The organism is Halanaerobiales bacterium, from assembly GCA_035270125.1.
Lineage (GTDB): Bacteria > Bacillota > Halanaerobiia > Halanaerobiales > DATFIM01 > DATFIM01.
The window spans coordinates 1-23,130 of sequence record DATFIM010000034.1; the positions used below are offsets into that span (position 1 = coordinate 1).

Here is a 23,130-nt window from a genome sequence, read left to right on the forward strand (position 1 = left end):
TTTTCAGTAATTGCAATTTGGTTATCATTAGAACATGAAGTCAAAAATACCAACATTAAAAGAAAACAACTTCCCAAAAACAAATATTTTTTTAGTTTTTGCATATTATCACTCCTATTATATTTTTATTTAAATAATTTATAATAATTTAACATTCTGTATTATTATAAATTGTAATACTAATATATTCTCTATAAGTTAAATTTATCCTTTTAAATTTAACTATTTAAATAAAAAAAGAACCCAATCTAAAAAAGATCAGGTTCTTTTAAGTAAATATGTAATTATAGTATTTATTTTTAATATATGATTAAAACTCGCCTTTGTGATATTTCTCTTCTAAAGCATCAGAAACACATTCAGGCACCAAACTGCTTACATCTCCATTAAATTGAGCTACTTCCTTAACTACACTGGAGCTTAAAAATGCATATTTAGCATCAGTCATAAAAAAAACAGTTTCTATATCTCCATCCAACTCTCTATTCATTGAAGCCATTTGAAATTCTCCTTCAAAATCTGAAACAGCTCTTAAACCACGTAAAATGGCAGAAGCATTCTTGGATTTAACATACTGCATTGTTAAACCAGAAAAACTATCAACTTTAACCCCTTTAATATCAGCAGTGCTTTTTTCTAGTAATTCTACTCTTTCATCCATCGTAAATAAAGGATCTTTTGAAGGATTTCTAAAAACTGATACTATTATTTCATCAAAAACATTTGAAGCTCTTTCGATAATATTCAAATGACCATTAGTAATTGGATCAAAACTACCGGGGTAAACAATTCGTGGTAACATCTCAAATTTCCTCCCTGTTTTCGAAAAAAGTAAGTTTTGTATCACCATACTTTTTATCTTTGATTTTTAATAAATTATATTGCTTTGTTAAATTTTCTTTTTTGCTATGTTCTAAAACAATTATTCCTTTTTCATTTAGAATATTATTTCTTTTAATCTTACTTAATAATTTTTCCCCAAATTCTTTTTTATAAGGAGGATCCATTAATATAATATTAAATTTTTCATTTGTTGATTCTAAAAAATTAAAAACATCATCCTGAATAACTGTTACTTTGTCTTGAAAATTACATAAATCAATATTTTCTTTTATTACTTTGACATTTTTTCTGCTTCTTTCTACAAGGACTGCGTTAGATGCTCCTCTACTAACTGCTTCTAATCCTAATCCTCCAAATCCAGCAAAAAGATCCAGAACATTTGCATTCTGCAAATAGGGTATCAGCATACTAAACATTGCTTCTTTTACTCTATCTAATGTTGGTCTGGTATTTGAATTGTTTATACTTTTTAATTTTATACTTCCAGCTTTACCAGCAATAATACGCATATATAGATATCCTCCAGAATTTATAATTTTAATTCTAATTCTTTAATTCTCTTTTTCAATTTAGGATATTTTTTAGGCCAATTATCCATTTCAATTAAATTTTGAGCTTCATCACGGGCCAAATTTAATATCTTCTGATCTTTAATTAAACTGGCTACTTTAAAATCAGGTATACCATGTTGTTTACTACCAAAAAATTCTCCAGGTCCTCTTATTTCAAGATCTTTTTCTGCTATTTTAAAACCATCTTCAGTAGCTGTCATTACTTTAAGTCTTTCATAAGCATCAGAAGTATTTGGATCAGAAATAAGAATACAGTAAGATTGGTGTTCTCCTCTACCAACTCTTCCTCTTAATTGATGTAATTGAGCAAGCCCAAATCTTTCTGAATTTTCAATTACCATCATAGAAGCATTAGGAACATCAACACCAACTTCTATAACGGTAGTTGATACTAATACATCTATTTTACCTTTATGATAATTATCCATAATATCATTTTTTTCTTCTTTTTTTATCTGACTGTGTAATAATTCTACATCAAAATCTTGAAAATATGTTTTATCCAATTTTTCTTTAATTTCAGTTGCAGATACTGCTTCAATTTCAGCTGAAGGTTCAATCAAGGGACAAACTATATAAGCCTGCCTTCCTTTATTTAATTCTTCCTTAACAAAATTATAAACTTCATCTTTATCTGTACTTTTTCTCCAAAAAGTCTTCACTTCTTTTCTACCAGGTGGCATTTCATCTATTACAGATACATCCAGATCACCATAGATAGTTAAAGCAAGTGATCTTGGAATTGGAGTAGCTGTCATTACAAGCAAATCAGGATTTTTACCTTTTTCTTTCATTTTATATCTTTGCTCTACTCCAAAACGATGCTGTTCATCTATGACAATTAAACTTAGTTTACTATATTCAATATCTTCCTGAAATAAAGCATGAGTACCAACTATTATATCAGCTTTATTTTCTTTTATCTTTTTTAATTTTTCTTCTCTTTCTTTTTTATTTAATCCACCACTTAAAAGCAAAATACCTAAATCATATTTTTCAAAAATTTCTTCCAAACGAAAATAATGCTGTTCAGCTAAAATTTCTGTAGGAGCCATAAAAACTCCCTGATATCCACTGCTTACTGCTTCAATTAATGAAAGAGCAGCAATTATTGTTTTCCCGGATCCTACATCTCCCTGTAAAAGCCTCTGCATAGGTTTTTTTGAATCCATGTTGTTTTTAATTTCCTGCCAGACTCTTTTTTGAGCTCCAGTTAATTCAAAAGAAAGGGAATTTAAAAAATCATTAATTTTATTATTATCTCCATCATGAACAATACCTTTTTTAGAAATCATTCCCTTTTTTTGTTCTAATATTTGAAGTTGTAAAAAGAAAAATTCTTCAAAAGCCAATCGTTTATAAGCCTGAATATAATGACCTCTACTTTCAGGAAAATGAAGTCCCCATAGACTTTTTTCCAGATCAATATAATTATATTTTTCTTTAATATAATCAGGAAGAGGATCTTCAAGATGAACTGCATAGTCATATAAACCATAGTAGAGTATCTTTCTCATCCTACGCTGAGATAAACCTTTAGTTAAATGATAAAAAGGAACAACCCTGCCTGTATGAATTTGAATATCTTTATCTGCTTTTTCATAGACAGGATTAGTAATTTCCTTTTTTTTATATTTTCTCCAGCTTTCTTCATCTATTTCTCCACTAATATAATAAGTTTTACCTTTGGAAAAGGTGTTTTTCAGATAATCCTGATTAAACCAAATAGCAGATAGTTCACCACTACCATCAGAAAAAAATATTTTTAATATATTTAAACCTTTTCTAACATTAATAAGCTTTACCCTTTCTACAACAGCTTTAATTGTAACACTTTCCCCAACTTTAGCTTCTGAAATATTAACTATTTCTGATCTATCTATATAATCTCTTGGAAAGAAATATAATAGATTTCTAACAGTTGAAATATCAAGTTTTGCTAAAAGTTCAGCTCCTTTAGGACCTACACCTTTGACAAACTGAACACTATTGGGGATTTTTCTGTTCATTAAAATTAATTCTCCTTTATTCTAGAGAAATAATATAAGGGTAAAGTGGCTGTCCGCCATTATATATTTCTATTTCATCTAAATTGAATTTTTCTTTCAATTGATTTTTTAAATCTTCAGCTTCTTCTTCAGTAACATCCTCACCATAATAAATAGTTATTAAATCTTCATCATCTAATTTTTTTTCAAATAATTTTAAGACAACTTCTTCATAGTTTTCACCATGAACCTCTATTTCACCATCTAAAATGCCTATTATATCGCCCTCTTTTATTTTAAAACCTTTTAACTGAGAATCTTTAACAGCAGTTGTTATTTCAGCTGTCTTGACATAATCAGTTTCACCTTCCATTGCTTCTTTTAAATCACTAAGCTCAGCCTGATCATTAAATACTAATAAGGACGAGATCGCCTCAGGTATTGATTTAGTTTCAATTACAGCTAATTCTTTATCTGTAAGATGCATTGATTGTTTAGCAGCAGAAATTATATTTTTATTATTTGGAAGAATAATTATTTTATCTACATCAAGTTGCTTAATAGCTTCTACAAAATCATTAGTACTGGGATTCATGGATTGACCACCACTAATTATTATGTCTACACCAAGATCTTTCATAATATTTTTCATTCCATTACCTTTTGCAACTGAGATTATACCTATATCTTTATCAACTTTAGTTAGCTTTTTTTCTTCACTAACTTTTGTTTCACTGGTTTTATTTTCATTAAGATTTTTAGCTACTTCTGCTGATTCTTTATGCTCTTTTTGTCTTTCCATATTATCAATACTAATATCACCTATATCTCCAAAATTTAGTGCATATTCCAGTATTCTTCCAGGATTATTGCTATGAATATGAATTTTAATAATATTACCAGAACCTACTACCATTAGAGAATCTCCATATTCCTGAAGTTCTTCTCTTATTTTTTCAATATTAATAGTATCAACTTCTTCTTTAGTATATATTAAAGTTTGTGTACAATAAGTGTATTCTAATTTTTCAGTACTAACTTCTTTTTCCTCAGTTTCTACAACTTCTAATTCAGTTTCATGAGAAAAACTCAAATCACCTTTTAATTCTTTATAAACTGCTTTAAGAATAGTTACAAAACCTACTCCACCTGCATCAACAACACCTGCTTCTTTTAATTTAGGTAATTGTTCCGGAGTTTTTTCTAAAGCTTTTTCAGCAGCCTCATAAGTATTTTCTAATATTCCAAGTATATCATAACCATCTTCATAAGATGATTGAGCTTCTTCACCTGCTTTACGAGATACAGTTAAAATAGTACCTTCAACAGGTTTTAATACACCCTGATAGGCAATTTTGGAGGCATTCTCAATTCCAGCTGCTAAATTTTTGGTATTTAAATTTTTAACTCTTTCATTTGCCTGTGAAAAACCTCTAAGAAGTTGAGATAATATAACTCCTGAATTACCTCTAGCTCCCATTAATGCTCCCTGAGCAAGAGCAGAAGTTATTTCATCAACACGATCAGAATTTAAATTTTTAACTTCTTCTATAGCTTCTTTATAAGTCAAATACATATTAGTTCCAGTATCACCATCTGGTACTGGAAAGACATTAAGCGAATCAATATAAGATTGATTTTTCTTTAATAGTTTTAATGATGAGTAAAGCATTTTTTTAAACTCTTTACCATCTATGCGATTTGCCGGTTCATAAGTTTCTTTATTTATCGACATCTCCAACCCTCACTCCCTGAATATTTATATTAATTTCTTCTACATGAATTCCTACATTTTCTTCTATAACATATTTTACTCTATTCATTACATTATGAGCTACTTCCTGAATATTAGTTCCATATTCTACAATAATATTTAATTCAAGTTTTACTTTATCATCATCAATATCTACTTCAATACCTTTACTAATATTTTCCCATCCTAATAAATCAGCAATACCATCCTGCATATTATGAGAAGACATGCCAACAAGGCCATAACATTCCATAGCAGCCAAACCAGAAACAGTTTCTATTACTTCCTGGGAAATAATTACTCGACCAAATTCATTACTCCATTCTTTTTCCATAATACCACTCCTTAAATTTATTTTATTCAATAATCTTAAATTCAGTTTTAATAATACTTTAACAATATATTAATAATCAGCTTTTTACACTGTTGTCTTTATAAATCTTTTTCATACATAATAATTTTACTATATAATATCTTATCATGCAAATTTATATATTAATACCTTCAAATTACTTGCCAGATGTAAGGTTTTTATGTTAAAATAACATTTAGGAATTAAATGTTATAGTTTAATGTTTTAAATAAGGAGGTGCTTTAAATGTCTAGAGTATGTGACGTTTGTGGAAAAGGATCCAATAATGGTAATAGAGTAAGAAGAAGAGGTAAAGCCAAGAAAAAAGGTGGAGTAGGTAGAAATGTAACAAATGTTTCTCAAAATACACAAAAACCTAATCTCACTAAAGTAAAAGCTATGGTAAATGGATCACCAAAAAGAATTAAAGTCTGTACAGAATGTCTCAAAGCTGGCAGAGTTGATAGAGTTTATTAATTTTTATTTGATCAGATAAAAATTCTTGATATTACTTTTTTTCTGTAAATTAAAGGTTTACTCCTGGGCCAGGAGTAAACCTTTTTTCTTTTTTTATGATAAAAGCTTATATAAATGATTTTTAATCTCTTCTTCTGTCTTTACTATTCTTGCAACTCCAGTTTCTTGTGCAGTTTTCGCTACCGAAACCGCTACCTGTTTAACTACTCTTTTATCAAAAGGATCCGGAATTATTCTATCTTCTTTTACCTCGGTAATTATTTTAGCTATTGCTTCAGCTGCTGCTAATTTCATTTCATTATTTATTTCTTTAGCTCTAACATCCAAGGCACCTCGAAATACCCCGGGAAAAGCAAGAACATTATTAATTTGATTCGGATAATCAGATCGACCTGTTGCAACCACTCTAGCCCCAGCTTTTTTAGCAATATGAGGGTTTATTTCTGGATCAGGATTTGCGAGAGCAAAGACAATGGCATCCTTATTCATCTTTTTTACCATATTTTCACTTAAGACGTTTCCAACTGATAAACCTATAAAAATATCTTTATTTTTTATAACTTCTTTTAACTTAGCTTCTGTATTATGTTTATTGGTGATTTTAGCTAAATTTTTTTCAGCTTCAGTTTTATTTTCTATTCTATTCTCATATAAAGTTCCATGTTCATCACAAACAATAATATTTTCTTTTTTTACACCCGCTTTAATTAAAATTTTAATTACTGCAGTTGCAGCTGCTCCAGCTCCATTGACTACTATTTTAGAATCTTCCAATTTTTTATTAACAACTTTTAAAGCATTAATAAGACCTGCTAAAATAACAATTGCAGTACCATGTTGATCATCATGAAATATAGCCATATTAGTTTCTTTTTTTAGTCTTTCTTCTATTTTAAAACATTTAGGAGCTGATATATCTTCCAGATTAATACCGGCAAAGGTTGGTTCAAGTAATTTAACAAAATTAACAATATCATCAACTTTTTTTGATCCTACACAAAGTGGAAAAGCATCAATTCCTGCAAATTTTTTAAATAATACTGCTTTTCCCTCCATAACAGGAAGAGCAGCCTCAGGACCAATATCTCCCAAACCAAGTACAGCTGTTCCTGAAGATACAACTGCTACTAAATTTCCTTTTGCAGTATATTCATATACCTTTTCTGAATTCTTTTCTATTTCTCGACAGGGTTCAGCTACTCCCGGTGTATAAGCTAAACTTAAATCTTCCTTATTATTTAAATTCACTTTACTTTCAACACTAATCTTTCCTCTGTTTTTTTTATGTAATTCTAAAGCTTTATCATCAATCGACATTTTATCACTCCTGCTCATATATATCATTCCCATAAATATCATTTATTACTATTAATGGCATGTCTACAACTTCCAGTTTTCTTATAGCTTCTGCTCCAAGTTCAGGATATGCTACAATTTCTGAACTCTTAATACATTTGGCCAACAAAGCCCCTGCTCCACCTACAGCACCAAGATAAATACTTTTATTTTTTATCATTGATTTTTTCACTTTTTTAGACCTCTGTCCTTTTCCAATTACTGCTTTTAAACCTTTTTTAAATAATTGAGGTGTATAGGGATCCATTCTATAACTTGTAGTCGGGCCCGCAGCCCCTATAACTTCTCCCGGTTTGGCCGGAGCAGGACCTACATAATAAATCACCTGACCTTCCAAAGGAATCGGTAATTCTTTTTTTTGATTAATTAACTCTATTAATTTTGCATGAGCAGCATCACGAGCTGTATATATGATCCCCGATAATTTTACTTTATCACCAGATTTTAAAGATTCAATATCTTTTTGAGTTAATGGAGTTTTTAATTTCAAAATTTCTCCCTCCTAAATAATTATTTCTTTATGACGATTTGCATGGCAATTAATATTTACAGCAACAGGTAAGGAAGCAATATGACAGGGAAATTTTTCGATTTTTACAGCTAAAGCTGTTGTTTTTCCACCAAATCCCTGAGGACCAATTCCCAATTCATTTATTTCAGTTAATAGTTCTTTTTCAAGGTTTGCAATATGTTTATCTGGATGACTGTCATTTATATCTCTAATAAGTGCCTTTTTGGCCAAATAAGCAACTTTTTCAAAAGTGCCTCCTATGCCAACTCCAACTATAATTGGAGGACAGGGATTAGCTCCAGCCTCTTTAATAGTTTTTATCACAAATTTTTTTATTCCTTCTACTCCATCAGCAGGTTTTAACATTTTGATTTTACTCATATTTTCACTTCCTCCACCTTTAGGAGCAAATGTGATTTTCAATTTATCTCCTGAAACGAATTTAGTGTGAATTACAGCTGGAGTATTATCATTGGTATTTATTCTTTTTATAGGATCTTCGACTATAGATTTTCTTAAATATCCTTCTTTATATCCTCTGCGAATCCCTTCATTTACTGCTTTATATATATCTCCCTTAATATGTACATCATTCCCAATCTCTAAAAAAACAACTCCAAAACCAGTATCCTGACATATTGGAATTTGATCATCAGAAGCTATTTCAGCATTTTCAATTAATTGTGAAAGTATTTCCTTTGCCAGGTCAGAATCTTCGTTTTCGCGAGCAATTTTAAATGAATTAATCATCTCTGAATTCAAATTATAATTTGCATCTTTGGCCATTTCACATATTTTTTCACTGATTGTTTTAGCTTCTATTGTTCTCATAAACTTTCCTCCTATTAATTTAAATAGAAAAACCTCCTGTCCAAAAAATAAATAATTTAACAGGAGGAATGCATATTTTTATTTAAAATATATAATAAATTACCTTTTCCATGAGATATTTTTACTTTTTTATTTGTTATTAAATTACTTATACCGCGACTTTTGCTTCTTTTTAAATTATAAGAACTGAGATTATATTTACATCCTGAAATATTTACATCTTCTACTTCGCTGTCTATTGGAATAAGTGATAAGCCCCAATCAATTTTATTTTTAATAATTTTTTCTTTATTTACTAATCCTATCTCTTTTTCGCCTTCTTTTATAATAGCATTAATTCCATTTTCCTGAGCATATTCCAATAAAAAAACATTTGCTAGTTGCTGATCACATCTTCCTCCTAAAGCAAAAGTTAAAATTATTTTATCATAATTATTATTTATACAATAATTTACCGCTAATTCACCATCAGTTTCGTTTTTATCACTTGAATATTTTTTTATTTTTATATTGTTTTTTTTGAAATCAGCAAGGGTTGATTGATTTAAGGAATCAAGGTCACCAATAATTAAATCTGGTTTTATATTTAATTTTTTTAAAAGAAGAGCTCCCCCATCAGCAGCAATATAACTGCCTTCAATTTCATTAAACATTCTCTTATAATCTGCAGGCTCAGTATCAAATTCTCCATTTAAAGCAATAATTGCAATTTCAGACATTTAATTCAACTCCATATTATGTTAATCAATCTTTTTTTATTTCTTCTGGATTAACTTTATTACGAAATTTTTCTATAGTACCGGCAGGATCGCTGGATTTGAAAATAGCAGACCCGGCCACAATTATTTCAGCACCTGATCTCACTACATCAATAATATTATTATCATTTATACCTCCATCAACTGCAATTTTTAGATCCAAACCTCTTTTTTCTATTACAGTTGCCAGTCTCTCAATTTTAACTAAAATTTGAGGTATAAAACTTTGACCGCCAAAACCTGGATTAACTGACATTATTAAAACCAAATCAAGTTCAGGTAATATGTATTCCAGATTATCAATTGGAGTAGCAGGATTTAAGGCTATACCTGCTTTACAACCTGTATCTTTTATCTGTTGAATCAAGCGATGAGTATGTTTACTGCTTTCTTCATGGATTGTGATTAAATCACTGCCTGCTTCAGCATAAATTTCAATATATTTTTCTGGATTATCTATCATTAAATGAGTATCAAATTTTAAATCACTATATTCTCTTAAATCACTTATTAATTTTGGCCCAAAAGTCAGATTGGGAACAAAATGACCATCCATAACATCCAAATGTAAATATTCAGCTTTTTCAATTTTTTTAACTTCTTCTCTTAGATTACTAAAATCTGATGCCAGTAAAGAAGGTGCAAATTCTACCATTTAACTCACTCCTTTTCTTTAATCTCATTATAAAATTTCTTATAAGATTCGTATCTTTTTTTAGATATTTCGCCATCTTTAACTGCTTTTTTGAGAGCACATCCTGGTTCATGGGTATGACTGCAGGTACTAAATTTGCATTTTGCTAAATATCCATTAAATTCTGGAAAAAGATATTTTAATTTTTCACTTTTTATTTTATTTATATCCAAAGAAGTAAATCCAGGTGTATCTGCTAACCAGCCACCTTTTTTCAAGGGAATTAATTCTACATGTCTTGTAGTTTGAACTCCTCTTTTCAGTTTTTTGCTTACCTCTCGGGTTTCCATATCCGCATTTTCAATTAAAGAATTAATTAATGTTGATTTGCCAACTCCAGAAGGGCCTGTGAGAACACTTACTTTATCTTTCAAAAAAGGATATAATTTTTCAATATTCTTTTCTTTTTTAGCTGAAATATAAACTATATTATAACCTGCCTCATTGTAGTCATTTAAATTTGGTAAATTTATATTTTCTTTTTTTGCCAGATCTATTTTATTTATTGCTATAACAATATCTAAATTAAATGCTTCCAATAAAACAAGAAATCTATCAAATAGTGTACGATCGAATTCAGGATGAGATAAAGCTAAAACTAATACTACCTGATCAACATTGGCAATTTTTGGTCGATGAAGTAAATTTTCACGAGGATAAACTTCCTCTATTATTTTATCTTTAAAGCCAACTTTATCTCCAGGATAAACCATTTTTTGAATTCTACCTCTAATTTTTGTTCTTATTATATTTCTATCTTCATCTCCTACAAAGAAGAATCCTCCAATTGTTTTTGTTATAATACCTTTTTGCATATTATATTTAACCACCTATCGTTTTACTATGTCGTAAGTTATCCCCAAAATATACTCTTACTTCAGTTTTGCCAACACTATTAATTGATTTAGATATATAATCTCCTGGAGTATGTTCTTGTTCATATACAATATCTTCACCATTTACATCATCCACAATTATTTTTACATTAACTTTGTCTGAACTTCTAACAGTAATATTAACATTGATAGAATGAGTTTCATTTTTAGCAGCATTAATTAATCCATTACTTACTATTAGATCAATTCTACTATTTTCAGGAATATTTTCTCCAGCCTGATATGACTGGGAAACTACTTGATTTTCTTTAAATCTTGCACTTGTCTCTCTTTCAATATTGCCTACTTTTAAACCATTTTTTTCTATTTTACTTTCAGCACTTGTTAAATCTGTTCCAATTAAATTCGGCATTTTAACTAAATTAGGTTCAATTCCTTTACTTACAACAAAGTCAATTTTATCATTAATTTCTATTTTTTCACCTGGTTTAGGAGTTTGTTCAATAATTGTATTTTCAGGTATCTCTTCATGATATACAAATTCTTTTTCTCCAATTTTTAAATCATTATTATCAAGAATAATTTCTGCTTCTCTTAAAGTTTCACCTGTTAAATCCGGTAGAGATACTTCAGCTTTTCCTTTACTAATTGTAACGCTTATTTCTCTTGTTTGTCTTATCATTTCTCCAGGTGGTGGGGTCTGTGAAATCACATTATTTTTCGGTATTTCAGGATGATAAACTTCTTCTACAGGTTCTTCTATATTTAATCCAACTTGAGCAGCAGATGATTCTGCCTGTTTATAGCTAAGACCTTCTAATTTAGGAACCTGAACAACCGGAACTTCCATATAACTATTATAAATAAAAAAGAATATAAGACCTAAAATAACTATTGCAGATATAGTAATACCAGTCCAAAAAATCCATTTTTTACTTTTAGAAAGATCATTATCTTTAGCTACTCTATGTTTTTTTGTATTATTTTTCATATTATTTTTAGTACTATTTCTATCATCATTTTCATTTTCTTTTATTTTTGATTTTTTTAGAATTTTTGTATCTCCTACATCAGATAAAACAATTGTAGAATCACTATCACTTTTATTTCTTAATTGCTGAAGTATAGATAATACTGCTTCATTCATCTCTTCAGCATTACTAAACCTTTTTTCAGGATCTTTAGATAATGCTTTCATTATTAAATTTTCCAGTTTGTCATTAATATTTGCATTTATTTCAGTTGGTTTAATAGGTTTTTCATTAATATGCTTTAATGCTACAGAAATTGGGCTATCTGCTTTAAATGGAACTTCTCCTGTAACCATCTCATAAAGAACTACCCCAACTGAATACAAATCAGAATGAGCCATTATCTCTCCACCTTTGGCCTGTTCTGGGGAAAAATAATTTGCGCTTCCCATAATAGTGTCTGTCATAGTTGTGGTAGCTGAAACTGCTTTTGCAATACCAAAATCAGTAACTTTAACTTTTTTATCAGGAGTTATTAAGATATTATGTGGTTTAATATCACAATGAATAATATCATTATTATGGGCAGTTCTTAAAGCTGATAAAATTTGATTTGTAATATCTAAAGCTTCAGTTAAAGCCAATTGACCTTTTTTTTCTATGATATCTTTCAGGTTTTCTCCAACAATATCTTCCATTACTAAATAATGAAGTTCTTCATCCTGGCCAATATCAAAAATACTTACTATATTTGAATGAGATAATCTGGCTACAGCTTTTGCCTCATGGTGGAATTTTTTAATAAAACTTTTATCAGAAACATGTTCTGATCTTAGCATTTTAATAGCAACTTTTCTATCAAGTATTAAATCTTCAGCTTCATAAACTATTGCCATTCCACCTTTACCCAATTTTTTTATAATTTTGTAACGATCATTAAGAACTTTTCCAATCATAACTTCACCTCATAATTATTTAATTATTCCAGTAATTAAAGTAATGTTATCACTACCACCATTCTCTAAAGCCTTTTTGCCGAGTTTTTGAGTAATTGTATTTAAATCAGAATGATTGGAGATTATTTCTGCAATATTTTCTTCTCTAATCATATCAGTTAAACCATCAGTACAAAATAATAATAAATCATTATCTTTCAAATTAATTTCATTGGTTTCAATATTTATATCCTTATCTATACCTAATGCTTGTGTAAGAATATGTTTTTGAGGATGATCAAATGCTTCATTGGGGTTTAATCGGCCACTTTCTATTAATTCATTAACTAATGAATCATCAGTAGTTATTTTTTTCAATTCATCTTCTCTAAATAAATAAATACGACTATCACCAATATGGCCAATATATATTTTATTATCATAAATTAAAGCTAAAGATAAAGTAGTACCCATACCTTTATACTCTGGATTATCTTCACCTTTTTTTATTATTTTTTTATTAATCATTTTGATCAAACTGTTAATTTCCTCTAATATATTTTCTTCTAAATTAAATTCATACTCTTTAATAAAATCTACAGCCATTTGGCTGGCTACATCTCCAGCTCGATGTCCTCCCATCCCATCAGCGACAACAATTACATGACAGGGATCTTTTCTCAATAAATAATTATCTTCATTATTTTTTCTTACATTACCTTTACTACTAAATGATTTAAACTCCATAATTTTCACCCTCTCGCTTTAGCTGCCCACAAGCAGCTTCTATTTCAACCCCTCTTTCCTGTCTTATAGTAGTATCAATATTACCATCAGTTAATATCTTTTTAAATTTTTCTATTTTCTCTAAAGATGGACGATATACATCTAATTCAGAAACAGGGTTTACAGGTATCAAATTAACATGACAGAGAATATCCGAAATTAACCTGCGTAACTGATAAGCATATTCAGGAGAATCATTTACATTATCCATCATTACATATTCAAAAGTTACTCGACGATTTGTTAATTCAATATATTCTTTTACAGAATCTATTAATGATTTTAGAGGATATTTATTATTTACCGGCATAATTTTTGATCTTAAACTATCATTAGGAGCATTTAGAGAAACAGCTAACCCAATTTGTTTATTTCTAACAGCTAACTCTTTAATACCGGGAACAACTCCAACTGTTGAAATAGTCATTTTTCTCATACCGATATTTAAAGTTGAATCTAAATTTAATAGATTAACAGAGTCTAATACATTATCTAAATTATTCATAGGTTCGCCCATACCCATAAAAACTACATTACTTATTGCTGGATCTAAAAAATCTTCATCACTTATATCTTTTTGAATTTGTAAAACTTGAGCTATAATTTCAGAAGTAGTTAAATTTCTTTTTAGGCCTTCCAAACCAGTTGCACAAAAACTACACCCCATATTACAACCCACTTGAGTTGATATACATACACTATGACGTCCTTTTTTATAATAAGGCAGATAAACACTTTCTATTGTTTCATCATCATTTAATTTCCATAAATATTTTATAGTTCCATCTTTTGCTTCTGACTTACCTAATAATTTGAGTTTTTCAATTTTAGCTAAATTTTCTAATTTTTCAATTAAGGGACCAGGAAGATTTTTCATGTTTTTCAAATTGAATATTCCATTTTTATAAATCCAATTAAAAACTTGCTCAGCTCTGAAAGATTTTATATTATTTTCTTTTAAATAGTCTTTAAATTTTTCCTGGTTCATAGCTAATAAATCAATTTTTTTACTCGAATTCGACATTATATCACTCCTGGTTAATATAGGGTATTTGTTCAGTTTCTACAAAAATTTTAACAGGTTGATTAAAAAAAGAACTATTTAGAGAACTATTTTCCGAAAAATATGACCTTTTTATTTCCATTTCTTGCACTTTAGAAGTAGTTGTGAATTTTTCCTGAACAATCTTACCAAGATAGGGTCCTATCAAATTTGCAATTACTATAGCTATTATCATATTTAAAATACTAAAATAACCTGAAGATAAAAGTAATACCAAAAAGATCACTGCAGAAAGAAAATTAGCCACAGTCATACTTGTTCCACATCTTTTATGAATTGCTAATTTATTTTTCCCTTTTCTCATTAAACTTAAACCTTTTCTGGCCGCTTCTTCAACATATACTGTATTATTAACTCCCATAATATAAAAACCATCTTCTTCTGCATAACCGGCCAGATTATTGTAACCATATTCTTTTTCCAGTATATTAATCGTTGCATGTTCTAATCCGTGATTTTTTTTGAGTTTTGGATTTGTTGCAATTTGGTATATTTGTTTTGGAACAGAAAATAAATTAAAAAATGAATCGATAGTAAATTTAAATGGTAGAAAAAACAACATGAAAATTGCTATCACAAATAGCGGTATTAGTAATACAGGAAAAAATAATCCAAATAATATTAATAATAAGAGTAAATACATTAATCTCTTCTCCCCATTCCAAATAACATAGCGATTCTTAATAAATTTGCGAATGCTACTAAAGTAGCTGCTACATAGGTAAATGCAGCTGCTCTTAAAACCTTTTTAGCTCCCTGTAATTCATTTGAATCTAAATAACTATTTTGATTTAATTGCTGGATAGCTCTATTACTTGCATTAAATTCTACAGGTAGAGTTACTATTTGAAAGAAAACAGCAGCTAAAAATACCACAAAACCAATCCCAATCATTATTTGTGACTGAAGAAAAAATCCAAAAATAGCAAGTGGTAATCCTGCCTGTGAACCTATATTAGCTGCAGGAACTAATTTAGCTCTAATAGATAAAGGTTTATAATTATCATAGTCCTGAATTGCATGACCTGCCTCATGAGCAGCAATACCAATCGCTGCTAAAGAATTACTTCCATAAACACCATCAGATAAATTTAAAACTTTTTCTTTTGGATCATAATGATCATTTAAATCTCCTTCAATTCTTTTTACCTGTACATCATTTATATTATTGTTTTTCAATAATTTTTGAGCAATATCAGCACCTGTAAATCCACTTTTGCTTTTTATATCACTATATTTATTATAGGCTGATTTTACCTTATATTGGGCGTAAATAGCAATTGCTACTGCCGGTAAAAGTATAAGCATTGTTGGATCAAAGAAAAAGGGCATATACATACTAGTTCAACCTCCTAAAGAAATTTTTTTCTTACTTGTATAGAGTTACCTCTTAAATAATTTTCAGTTTTCATTCGTTTTTTACCTGGTACCTGTAAAACATCTATTCTTATATAACCTTTTCCGGTTTGGACAATTATACCATCGTCAACATTAGATTTAATAATCTCTCCAATTTCTTTTTTATTAAAATCTTTTTCTATTATACTAACTTTCCAAATCTTTATTATTTTATCATCGAGTTTTGTATAAGCTCCTGGCCAGGGGTTAACTCCTCTAACCAGATCATAAATTTTTTGAGCATCTTTAGACCAATCTATTCTTCCTAAAGTTTTATCAATTTTAAATGCATATGAAGCTTTATTATGATCCTGTTCTTTTCTTGGAGCTTTACCTTTTTCAAGATCTATAAGTGTTTCTAATAACAAATCAGCACCTTGAGAAGCCAATTTATCATGTAAAACACCAACAGTGTCTTCATAATCTATATCAATTTCTTTTTGATAAATTATATCTCCCTTATCTAATTCTTCATCCATAAACATAGTAGTTACACCAGTTTTTTTATCTCCGTTGATAATTGCCTGATGGATAGGGCTCGAGCCTCTATATTTAGGTAAAAGAGAGGCATGCAAATTAATACAACCATAATCAGGGAAATTTAATATTTCTTTTTTTAATTTTTGACCAAAGGCCACAACTACTATTGCATCTGGGTTATAACTTTTTATTTTATTTATAAATTTATCTTTATTGACATCAGCAGCTGTAAGGACATTTAAATCATTTTTAAGAGCTTTTTTCTTAACAGGGGTTGGTTGACTTTTATGACCTCTACCTTTTTTACGATCTGGCTGAGAAATCACTGCTTTTATATTAATTTTATCACTATTATTTAGTCTTTCCAAACTATCTACTGCAAAATCAGGACTACCCATAAAAATTATATCCATTGCTGACACCTCTATTATTCATTAATTTCTTTTTCTAATTTTTCTTCATCTATTACCCTATCAGTAAAAAGATTTCCTTCTAAATGATCATATTCATGTTGTAATGCTCTTGCTAAAAGACCATCAGCTTCAATTTTTATTTTTTTTCCTTCTTTATTATAACCTTCCATAACTATCTCTTTTGCTCGAACTACAGCTCCGGTTTCATCTGGTATGCTAAGACATCCTTCTTCCATTATTGTTTGACCATTTTCTTCAATGATTTTTGGATTAATAACTTCTATTAAACCATTACCAATATCTACAATAAATAACCTTTGCAAAACTCCAACCTGAGGAGCGGCAAGTCCAATTCCATCAGCTTCATACATTGTATTACTCATATTTTCTATTAAATCTATAGTTTTTTGAGATATTTTTTCTACTTCTTTTGCTTTACTTCGTAAAACAGGATCTCCAATCTTACGAATATTCATTATTGCCATTTTAATTACCTCCTGTTCAAACTTTAATTACCTTCTTTTATTATAACATTGAAATAGGATCTACATCAATATTAAACTTAACACTTTTCAATTTATATGGTAAAAATTTTTCTTTTATTTCATCTAATATATGTTTTCTTTTATTATATTTTGAAAATTTTAATATTATTTGCCAGCGATATTTTCCTCTTAATTTTTCAATAGGAGCAGGAGAAGGACCTAATAGCTCCAAAATTTCACTTTGATAATTATCAAAAAAACTGCCTAAATCATTTGCTCCTCTTATAACTTTTTCATTTTTTTTACCTTCAATAATTATATTAATTAATTTAGAAAAAGGAGGATAATTCAATTGATTTCTTAACTTAATTTCTTTATTGTAAAATTTTTGATAATCATGTTTTCTGGCTGCTTGAATACTATAATGTCCTGGAGTGTAAGTTTGAACTATTACTTCTCCTTTAATATCACCTCTACCTGTTCTACCTGCAACCTGAGTTATTAATTGAAATGTTCTTTCAGCTGAACGAAAATCAGGTAAATTCAAAATAGTATCAGCAGTAATAACTCCAACTACAGAAATCCCTGGGTAATCATGTCCTTTAGTAATCATTTGGGTCCCAATTAAAATATCTGTTTTGTTTTTTTCCAATTTTTTTAATATTTTCCTATGTGCTCCTTTTTTGGTTGTTGTATCAATATCCATCCTATCTACTTCAGCTTCTGGAAAATATTTTTTTACTTCTTCTTCTAATTTTTCTGTACCTATCCCAAATTTTTTTATATATTCACTACCACACTCAGGACAAAATCGTGGAATTTCCTGTTGATAATCACAATAATGACATTTCAATAAATTTTCCTGGTTATGATAGGTCAGTGAAATATCACAGTTCTCACAGCGTAAAACATGTCCACATTCTCTACATAATGCAAAACTGGAATATCCTCTTCTATTCAAAAAGAGTAATATTTGTTCATTTCTTTTTAAAGCATCCTCTATATTGTTTTTTAATTTTTGACTAAAAATTGATAAATTTCCTTCTTTCATTTCATCTCTCATATCAATAATTTCAACTGGAGGCATATCTCTTTTATTAATTCTTTCTGGTAAGGATAAATATTTAAAATAATTTTTTTGTGCAAAATAATAACTTTTTAACGAAGGTGTAGCACTACCTAAAACAAGAGGTATACCAAGAATTTTAGCTCTTTTCACTCCTACTTCACGAGCATGATAATAGGGATAAGTTCCCTGTTTATAGGAATTTTCATGTTCTTCATCAATAATAATCATGCCCAAATTTTGAACAGGAGCAAATATGGCAGATCTCGCTCCAATAGCAATCTTTGCCTTCCCATTTTTTAATCTTAACCATTCATCATATCTCTCTCCAGGAGAAAGATTGCTGTGTAAAACAGCAATCTTATCTCCAAATCTACTATAAAATCTCCTTACCATAACAGGTGCCAGTGAAATTTCGGGAACCAAAATAATTGCTCCCTGATTTTCTTTTAATAATTTTTCTACTAATTGTAAATATACTTCAGTTTTTCCACTCCCAGTAACTCCATGTAACAAATACGTTTGTGAAAAATCTGAATTAAAAAAATTATCTTTTATTTCATTAATTGCTTTTTTTTGATACTTATTAGCTTCAAAACTTTTTTCTTCACTATCTTTTTTTTCCATATAAGGCTTTCTTCTTTTTATTTTTTCTTCTGATCTTATATATCCTTTCTCTATTAATCTATTTACTGTACCAGGATAAGTTCCGGCTTTTTTAGCTAATTCTGTTTTAATATAATCTTTATTTTGATTTTCTAAAAGAAATTTTAGCACTTCTTTTTGTTTTGGTGCTTTTTTTTCGATATCTTTAATTATTTTTCTGATTTCATCAACTTCACGATTTAATCTTATATATTTATTTTTCTTTTTATTTATATTATTATTCAAAACTCCAGCAGGAATTGCCGCTCTAATTACAGATATTAAATTCAAACTATAATAATCTGCCATCCACTGATATAATTTTAGATCTTTCTGAGTAAAAAAACTCTCTTTTTTATAGATTTTCTTTATTTCTTTTAATTTACTATCTTCAATTTCCACATTATTTTTAAAAGATATTATAAAGGCTTTTATACTTCTTTTTCCAAAAGGAACTAAAACTAAATTACCAATTTCAATTTCATCAAAATATTTCTCTGGTATTTTATAATCAAAAAATTTATTTCTTTCTATAAATGGTACATTTACTACAACCTTAGCATATTTAGTCATTTTCTTCATCACCAGTACTTCTATTAATTTCATAAATAGCAATAAATCCACCAACAAGTAATATCAAATAAAAAGTATACAATCTCCAGCCAAATGTAACAATCCCAACTATACTTTTTGGAATAAATGCAACAAATAATGAAGCGAACCCTAACTCTGCAATACCACTTGCTCCTGGGGTAGGCATATAAGGTATAATTAAATAGATAATTGTTTGCATAATATATGCTTTATAAAAATCGGGTTCAAGTCCCATTCCTTTCAAAATAAGAGGCATAATCAAAAACATTAATGACCAGTATATTATCGTATATATTGAAGCAACAAATAACCTAAATTTATTTTTACTTAAAATCAAAAGGGATTCTCTAAATTCATTTAACTCTTTTCTTGCTTTTACTAAATATTTTTTGGCAGTATAATTATTCTTTAAAAATTTATTTAGTTTATTAATACTCAAAATTAGGGAAATTAACTTATCCATAACTTCCGGTATTAAAGTTAATATAATTATTCCTGCTGAAATTAGCATTCCCAAACCAAAGGCAAAATAAAAAATATAATTTGGTACAGCCCCGGCAGAAATTTGATTATTAAAAAACAGGAAAAATATTGGTGTTAATGTCCCAAAGAAAAATAATCTTAAAACAAATTGAATAACTATTACTGTCGAAGATTTACCAACATTTACCCCTTTTTTGTGTAAAAAATAAACCTGGTATGGTCCACCACCAGATGCAAAAGGAGTAACAAAAGAAACAAATGAACCTCCAAGATATACTACTATACTATCCATAAGAGATATAGTATCTCCAATAGTTGTAACCAGTAATTTTAATCTTAAACCAGCAAAAAGCCAATTAGTCATCATTACCAGTAACATATAAAGCAAATATCTATATTTTATCTTATCAATTAATTTGTCAAGTGCTTCTAAATCTATTGTATAAAAAATAATACCAGCTGAAAAAAGAAGACTTACAATTACTGTAAATCGTAATCCTTTAATAATAGTCTGTTTATCAATAGTCTTTGCTTTTGGCATAAACTCACCTCATATACAGTAAATACCGGAAGTATAACTTCCGGTATAGAATTTACATTTTTTCTGCCTGTTTTTGGAGTTTATCACTTTTATCTGTTTTTTCCCAGGGAAGATCTAAATCTAACCGTCCAAAATGTCCATATTTTGCTGTTTTCTGATAAATTGGATTCCATAAATTTAGATTCTCAATTATTTTTTTTGGTCTTAAGTCAAAATTATCTTTAACTAATTTTACAAGTTTTTCTTCAGATATTTTACCAGTCCCAAAAGTTTCCACCATAATTGAAAGAGGTTCAGCTACCCCGATAGCATATGAGAGCTGTACTTCACATCGATCGGCAAGACCTGCTGCTACAATATTTTTTGCTACATAACGAGCAGCATAAGTAGCAGAACGATCTACTTTTGTTGGATCTTTACCAGAAAAAGCTCCTCCACCATGTCTGGCTGTTCCTCCATATGTATCAACAATAATTTTTCTACCTGTTAAGCCACTGTCTCCATGTGGTCCTCCAATAACAAATCTACCAGTTGGATTTATTAAAATTTTAGTGTTTTCATCTATTAATTCTTCTGAAATAACATTTTTAATAACATAATTTTTAATATCTTTCTCTATTTCTTTATATCCAATATCTGGATGGTGTTGGGCAGAAACTAGAACCTTATCAACTCTAACAGGCACATTATCAACATATTCTACTGTTACCTGAGTTTTACCATCAGGTCTTAAGTAAGGAATTATTTTTTTCTTTCTAACTTCAGCCAACCTTTTTGATAATTTATGAGCTAATGTTATAGGTAAAGGCATTAGTTCTGGTGTTTCATTACAGGCATAACCAAACATAAGCCCCTGATCTCCAGCACCTAATTCTCCATTCTCTCTATCTTCACTTTCTCTAACTTCTAATGCTTTATCTACACCTTGAGCAATATCACTGGATTGCTCATCTAAAGCTGTTAAAACACCACAGGTTTCACCATCAAATCCAAATTTAGCTCTGTTATAACCAATATCAAGAATAGTTTGTCTGGCAATATCCGTGATATCTACATAACAGTCAGTTGAAATTTCACCTGAAACTAACACAAGTCCTGTAGTAACAAAAGTTTCACAGGCAACTCTTGCATCAGGGTCTTTGGCCAAAACAGCATCAAGTACAGCATCAGAAATTTGATCAGCAACTTTGTCCGGATGTCCTTCAGTTACTGATTCCGAAGTAAAAAGATAGCTTTTTGTCATCTATATCACCCTTTAATAACTTTATATTTATAATAAATTCAAACAAAAAAAACAACCATTTCTTCTATTTTTTAGCATAATTTTATCTTTTATCTAATATATATAGTTTAGCATATTGCAATTTTTATGTCAATTTTAAGCCAGGCTTATAGTTAAGGCCTTAAACTCAATCCATATTTTTTCTATGAAATATTTCTATGCCTTAAAAATATTATTATTATTCCAATAAATATCATAAAAAGACTTATTAATCTGGCTACCATTATTCCTTCAAAAATTAAGCTATCTGTTCTCATTTTCTCAATAAAAAATCTAGCACTGGAATATAAAATTAAATATAATGCAAAAACATCACCATCTTTGATGAATTTTCTTCTCCTTAAAAATATAAGAATTATAAATATTAATAAATTCCAGATAGATTCATATAAAAAAGTAGGCTGTCGATAATAACCATCTATATACATTTGTTGTTTAATAAAACCAGGAAATTTATTGTAATATTCTGAGCTGACAATTTTACCATATGCTTCTTGATTAATAAAATTTCCCCATCTGCCAATAGCCTGACCTAATATTAAAGAAGGAGCAATAATATCTACAACTTTCCAAAAATTAACCTGATATTTTTTAACCAAAATCCATAAGACAATTAGACCACCGATTATAGCACCATGAATAGCAAGTCCACCCTGTCTTATATTAATAATAGCTGAAATATCATTTTTATAATATGACCAGTTAAATATTACATAATACAATCTTGCTCCAATAATTGCTCCTGGAAGAGCAAAAATTATAAAGTCATAAAAAAACTCTTCATCAATTCCTTTTTTTCTACTTTCTTTAATAACCAGGAAAAAACCTAATAAAACTGCACTTCCAATTAAAATACCATACCAGCGAACAGATAAAAATCCGAGATTAATAGCTATTGGATCGATTTATTAACTCACCTCCATATGAAATTTCTCTATTATTATTATTTATCCAATATTAATAAATTTCCTTCTTTTAAATTATATTAAAGCTTGAAATAAACAAAAACCAGGCGGA

The 23,130-nt window shown here is 28.9% G+C and carries 23 protein-coding genes; 1 reads left to right on the forward strand and 22 read right to left on the reverse strand.

Going from position 1 to position 23,130, the window contains the following annotated elements; genetic code table 11:
* Positions 1-310: 310 nt before the first annotated feature.
* The 5 genes from coaD to VJ881_01755 are packed head-to-tail and all read right to left on the reverse strand — an operon-like array spanning position 311 to position 5,490.
* A complete protein-coding gene (gene coaD / locus VJ881_01735; protein HKL74760.1) occupies positions 311-802 on the reverse strand; it encodes a pantetheine-phosphate adenylyltransferase in 492 nt (163 codons plus the stop codon).
* 1 nt (position 803) lies between these two features.
* Entirely contained in the window at positions 804-1,352 is a 549-nt protein-coding gene (rsmD, locus tag VJ881_01740; GenBank protein HKL74761.1) for a 16S rRNA (guanine(966)-N(2))-methyltransferase RsmD, read from the reverse strand.
* 20 nt (positions 1,353-1,372) lie between these two features.
* Entirely contained in the window at positions 1,373-3,424 is a 2,052-nt protein-coding gene (recG, locus tag VJ881_01745; protein ID HKL74762.1) for an ATP-dependent DNA helicase RecG, read from the reverse strand.
* A 16-nt stretch (positions 3,425-3,440) separates the two neighbouring features.
* On the reverse strand, positions 3,441-5,138 hold the full coding sequence (locus VJ881_01750; GenBank protein ID HKL74763.1) for a DAK2 domain-containing protein: 1,698 nt from the start codon (positions 5,136-5,138) through the stop codon (positions 3,441-3,443).
* Positions 5,125-5,490: an Asp23/Gls24 family envelope stress response protein gene (locus tag VJ881_01755; protein HKL74764.1), complete on the reverse strand. Its 366-nt coding sequence runs from the start codon at positions 5,488-5,490 to the stop codon at positions 5,125-5,127. The genes VJ881_01750 and VJ881_01755 overlap by 14 nt, the downstream gene beginning before the upstream one ends.
* Before the next feature lie 264 nt (positions 5,491-5,754).
* Here VJ881_01755 and rpmB point away from each other — a divergent pair, with 264 nt between their 5' ends.
* Positions 5,755-5,985, forward strand: a complete 231-nt coding sequence (gene rpmB / locus VJ881_01760; GenBank protein HKL74765.1) for a 50S ribosomal protein L28 — start codon at positions 5,755-5,757, stop codon at positions 5,983-5,985.
* Between the two features lie 93 nt (positions 5,986-6,078).
* Here rpmB and VJ881_01765 read toward each other — a convergent pair whose 3' ends face one another.
* The 17 genes from VJ881_01765 to lgt form a co-directional block, all read right to left on the reverse strand.
* Positions 6,079-7,302, reverse strand: a complete 1,224-nt coding sequence (locus VJ881_01765; protein ID HKL74766.1) for a malic enzyme-like NAD(P)-binding protein — start codon at positions 7,300-7,302, stop codon at positions 6,079-6,081.
* A gap of 4 nt (positions 7,303-7,306) precedes the next feature.
* Positions 7,307-7,831 carry a Fe-S-containing hydro-lyase gene (locus VJ881_01770; GenBank protein HKL74767.1) on the reverse strand — a complete coding sequence of 175 codons (525 nt, stop codon included), beginning with the start codon at positions 7,829-7,831 and terminating at the stop codon, positions 7,307-7,309.
* Between the two features lie 12 nt (positions 7,832-7,843).
* On the reverse strand, positions 7,844-8,683 hold the full coding sequence (locus tag VJ881_01775; protein ID HKL74768.1) for a fumarate hydratase: 840 nt from the start codon (positions 8,681-8,683) through the stop codon (positions 7,844-7,846).
* A gap of 56 nt (positions 8,684-8,739) precedes the next feature.
* Positions 8,740-9,402, reverse strand: a complete 663-nt coding sequence (locus tag VJ881_01780; protein HKL74769.1) for a thiamine diphosphokinase — start codon at positions 9,400-9,402, stop codon at positions 8,740-8,742.
* Between the two features lie 25 nt (positions 9,403-9,427).
* Positions 9,428-10,096 (reverse strand): ribulose-phosphate 3-epimerase, encoded by a 669-nt coding sequence (gene rpe, locus VJ881_01785; GenBank protein ID HKL74770.1) that lies wholly within the window; start codon positions 10,094-10,096, stop codon positions 9,428-9,430.
* Between the two features lie 5 nt (positions 10,097-10,101).
* A complete protein-coding gene (rsgA, locus tag VJ881_01790; protein HKL74771.1) occupies positions 10,102-10,950 on the reverse strand; it encodes a ribosome small subunit-dependent GTPase A in 849 nt (282 codons plus the stop codon).
* Between the two features lie 7 nt (positions 10,951-10,957).
* Positions 10,958-12,898, reverse strand: a complete 1,941-nt coding sequence (pknB, locus tag VJ881_01795) for a Stk1 family PASTA domain-containing Ser/Thr kinase (protein ID HKL74772.1) — start codon at positions 12,896-12,898, stop codon at positions 10,958-10,960.
* A gap of 15 nt (positions 12,899-12,913) precedes the next feature.
* On the reverse strand, positions 12,914-13,624 hold the full coding sequence (locus VJ881_01800; GenBank protein ID HKL74773.1) for a Stp1/IreP family PP2C-type Ser/Thr phosphatase: 711 nt from the start codon (positions 13,622-13,624) through the stop codon (positions 12,914-12,916).
* A complete protein-coding gene (gene rlmN / locus VJ881_01805) occupies positions 13,614-14,687 on the reverse strand; it encodes a 23S rRNA (adenine(2503)-C(2))-methyltransferase RlmN (GenBank protein HKL74774.1) in 1,074 nt (357 codons plus the stop codon). Before rlmN ends, VJ881_01800 begins: the two co-directional genes overlap by 11 nt.
* A gap of 4 nt (positions 14,688-14,691) precedes the next feature.
* The gene (locus tag VJ881_01810; protein ID HKL74775.1) at positions 14,692-15,369 is read right to left on the reverse strand and encodes a DUF6391 domain-containing protein; all 678 of its coding nucleotides are present in this window, start codon (positions 15,367-15,369) and stop codon (positions 14,692-14,694) included.
* Positions 15,369-16,064, reverse strand: coding sequence for a zinc metallopeptidase (locus VJ881_01815; GenBank protein ID HKL74776.1), 696 nt, complete (start codon positions 16,062-16,064; stop codon positions 15,369-15,371). Before VJ881_01815 ends, VJ881_01810 begins: the two co-directional genes overlap by 1 nt.
* Before the next feature lie 14 nt (positions 16,065-16,078).
* On the reverse strand, positions 16,079-17,017 hold the full coding sequence (gene fmt / locus VJ881_01820) for a methionyl-tRNA formyltransferase (GenBank protein ID HKL74777.1): 939 nt from the start codon (positions 17,015-17,017) through the stop codon (positions 16,079-16,081).
* A gap of 14 nt (positions 17,018-17,031) precedes the next feature.
* Positions 17,032-17,502 carry a peptide deformylase gene (def, locus tag VJ881_01825; GenBank protein HKL74778.1) on the reverse strand — a complete coding sequence of 157 codons (471 nt, stop codon included), beginning with the start codon at positions 17,500-17,502 and terminating at the stop codon, positions 17,032-17,034.
* Positions 17,503-17,542: 40 nt separating this feature from the next.
* Positions 17,543-19,819, reverse strand: coding sequence for a primosomal protein N' (priA, locus tag VJ881_01830; GenBank protein ID HKL74779.1), 2,277 nt, complete (start codon positions 19,817-19,819; stop codon positions 17,543-17,545).
* Positions 19,779-20,831 (reverse strand): lysylphosphatidylglycerol synthase transmembrane domain-containing protein, encoded by a 1,053-nt coding sequence (locus VJ881_01835; protein HKL74780.1) that lies wholly within the window; start codon positions 20,829-20,831, stop codon positions 19,779-19,781. The genes priA and VJ881_01835 overlap by 41 nt, the downstream gene beginning before the upstream one ends.
* Positions 20,832-20,883: 52 nt before the next feature.
* Positions 20,884-22,074 (reverse strand): methionine adenosyltransferase, encoded by a 1,191-nt coding sequence (gene metK, locus VJ881_01840; protein HKL74781.1) that lies wholly within the window; start codon positions 22,072-22,074, stop codon positions 20,884-20,886.
* Positions 22,075-22,256: 182 nt separating this feature from the next.
* The gene (lgt, locus tag VJ881_01845; GenBank protein ID HKL74782.1) at positions 22,257-23,018 is read right to left on the reverse strand and encodes a prolipoprotein diacylglyceryl transferase; all 762 of its coding nucleotides are present in this window, start codon (positions 23,016-23,018) and stop codon (positions 22,257-22,259) included.
* Positions 23,019-23,130: the final 112 nt, after the last annotated feature.

Bases quoted from the DNA above. Each gene is read 5' to 3' on its own strand.
- coaD (HKL74760.1), bottom strand. From the start codon at position 802: ATGTTACCACGAATTGTTTACCCCGGTAGTTTTGATCCAATTACTAAT.
- rsmD (HKL74761.1), bottom strand. From the start codon at position 1,352: ATGCGTATTATTGCTGGTAAAGCTGGAAGTATAAAATTAAAAAGTATA.
- recG (HKL74762.1), bottom strand. From the start codon at position 3,424: ATGAACAGAAAAATCCCCAATAGTGTTCAGTTTGTCAAAGGTGTAGGT.
- VJ881_01750 (HKL74763.1), bottom strand. From the start codon at position 5,138: ATGTCGATAAATAAAGAAACTTATGAACCGGCAAATCGCATAGATGGT.
- VJ881_01755 (HKL74764.1), bottom strand. From the start codon at position 5,490: ATGGAAAAAGAATGGAGTAATGAATTTGGTCGAGTAATTATTTCCCAG.
- rpmB (HKL74765.1), top strand. From the start codon at position 5,755: ATGTCTAGAGTATGTGACGTTTGTGGAAAAGGATCCAATAATGGTAAT.
- VJ881_01765 (HKL74766.1), bottom strand. From the start codon at position 7,302: ATGTCGATTGATGATAAAGCTTTAGAATTACATAAAAAAAACAGAGGA.
- VJ881_01775 (HKL74768.1), bottom strand. From the start codon at position 8,683: ATGAGAACAATAGAAGCTAAAACAATCAGTGAAAAAATATGTGAAATG.
- VJ881_01780 (HKL74769.1), bottom strand. From the start codon at position 9,402: ATGTCTGAAATTGCAATTATTGCTTTAAATGGAGAATTTGATACTGAG.
- rpe (HKL74770.1), bottom strand. From the start codon at position 10,096: ATGGTAGAATTTGCACCTTCTTTACTGGCATCAGATTTTAGTAATCTA.
- rsgA (HKL74771.1), bottom strand. From the start codon at position 10,950: ATGCAAAAAGGTATTATAACAAAAACAATTGGAGGATTCTTCTTTGTA.
- pknB (HKL74772.1), bottom strand. From the start codon at position 12,898: ATGATTGGAAAAGTTCTTAATGATCGTTACAAAATTATAAAAAAATTG.
- VJ881_01800 (HKL74773.1), bottom strand. From the start codon at position 13,624: ATGGAGTTTAAATCATTTAGTAGTAAAGGTAATGTAAGAAAAAATAAT.
- rlmN (HKL74774.1), bottom strand. From the start codon at position 14,687: ATGTCGAATTCGAGTAAAAAAATTGATTTATTAGCTATGAACCAGGAA.
- VJ881_01810 (HKL74775.1), bottom strand. From the start codon at position 15,369: ATGTATTTACTCTTATTATTAATATTATTTGGATTATTTTTTCCTGTA.
- VJ881_01815 (HKL74776.1), bottom strand. From the start codon at position 16,064: ATGTATATGCCCTTTTTCTTTGATCCAACAATGCTTATACTTTTACCG.
- fmt (HKL74777.1), bottom strand. From the start codon at position 17,017: ATGGATATAATTTTTATGGGTAGTCCTGATTTTGCAGTAGATAGTTTG.
- def (HKL74778.1), bottom strand. From the start codon at position 17,502: ATGGCAATAATGAATATTCGTAAGATTGGAGATCCTGTTTTACGAAGT.
- priA (HKL74779.1), bottom strand. From the start codon at position 19,819: ATGAAATTAATAGAAGTACTGGTGATGAAGAAAATGACTAAATATGCT.
- VJ881_01835 (HKL74780.1), bottom strand. From the start codon at position 20,831: ATGCCAAAAGCAAAGACTATTGATAAACAGACTATTATTAAAGGATTA.
- metK (HKL74781.1), bottom strand. From the start codon at position 22,074: ATGACAAAAAGCTATCTTTTTACTTCGGAATCAGTAACTGAAGGACAT.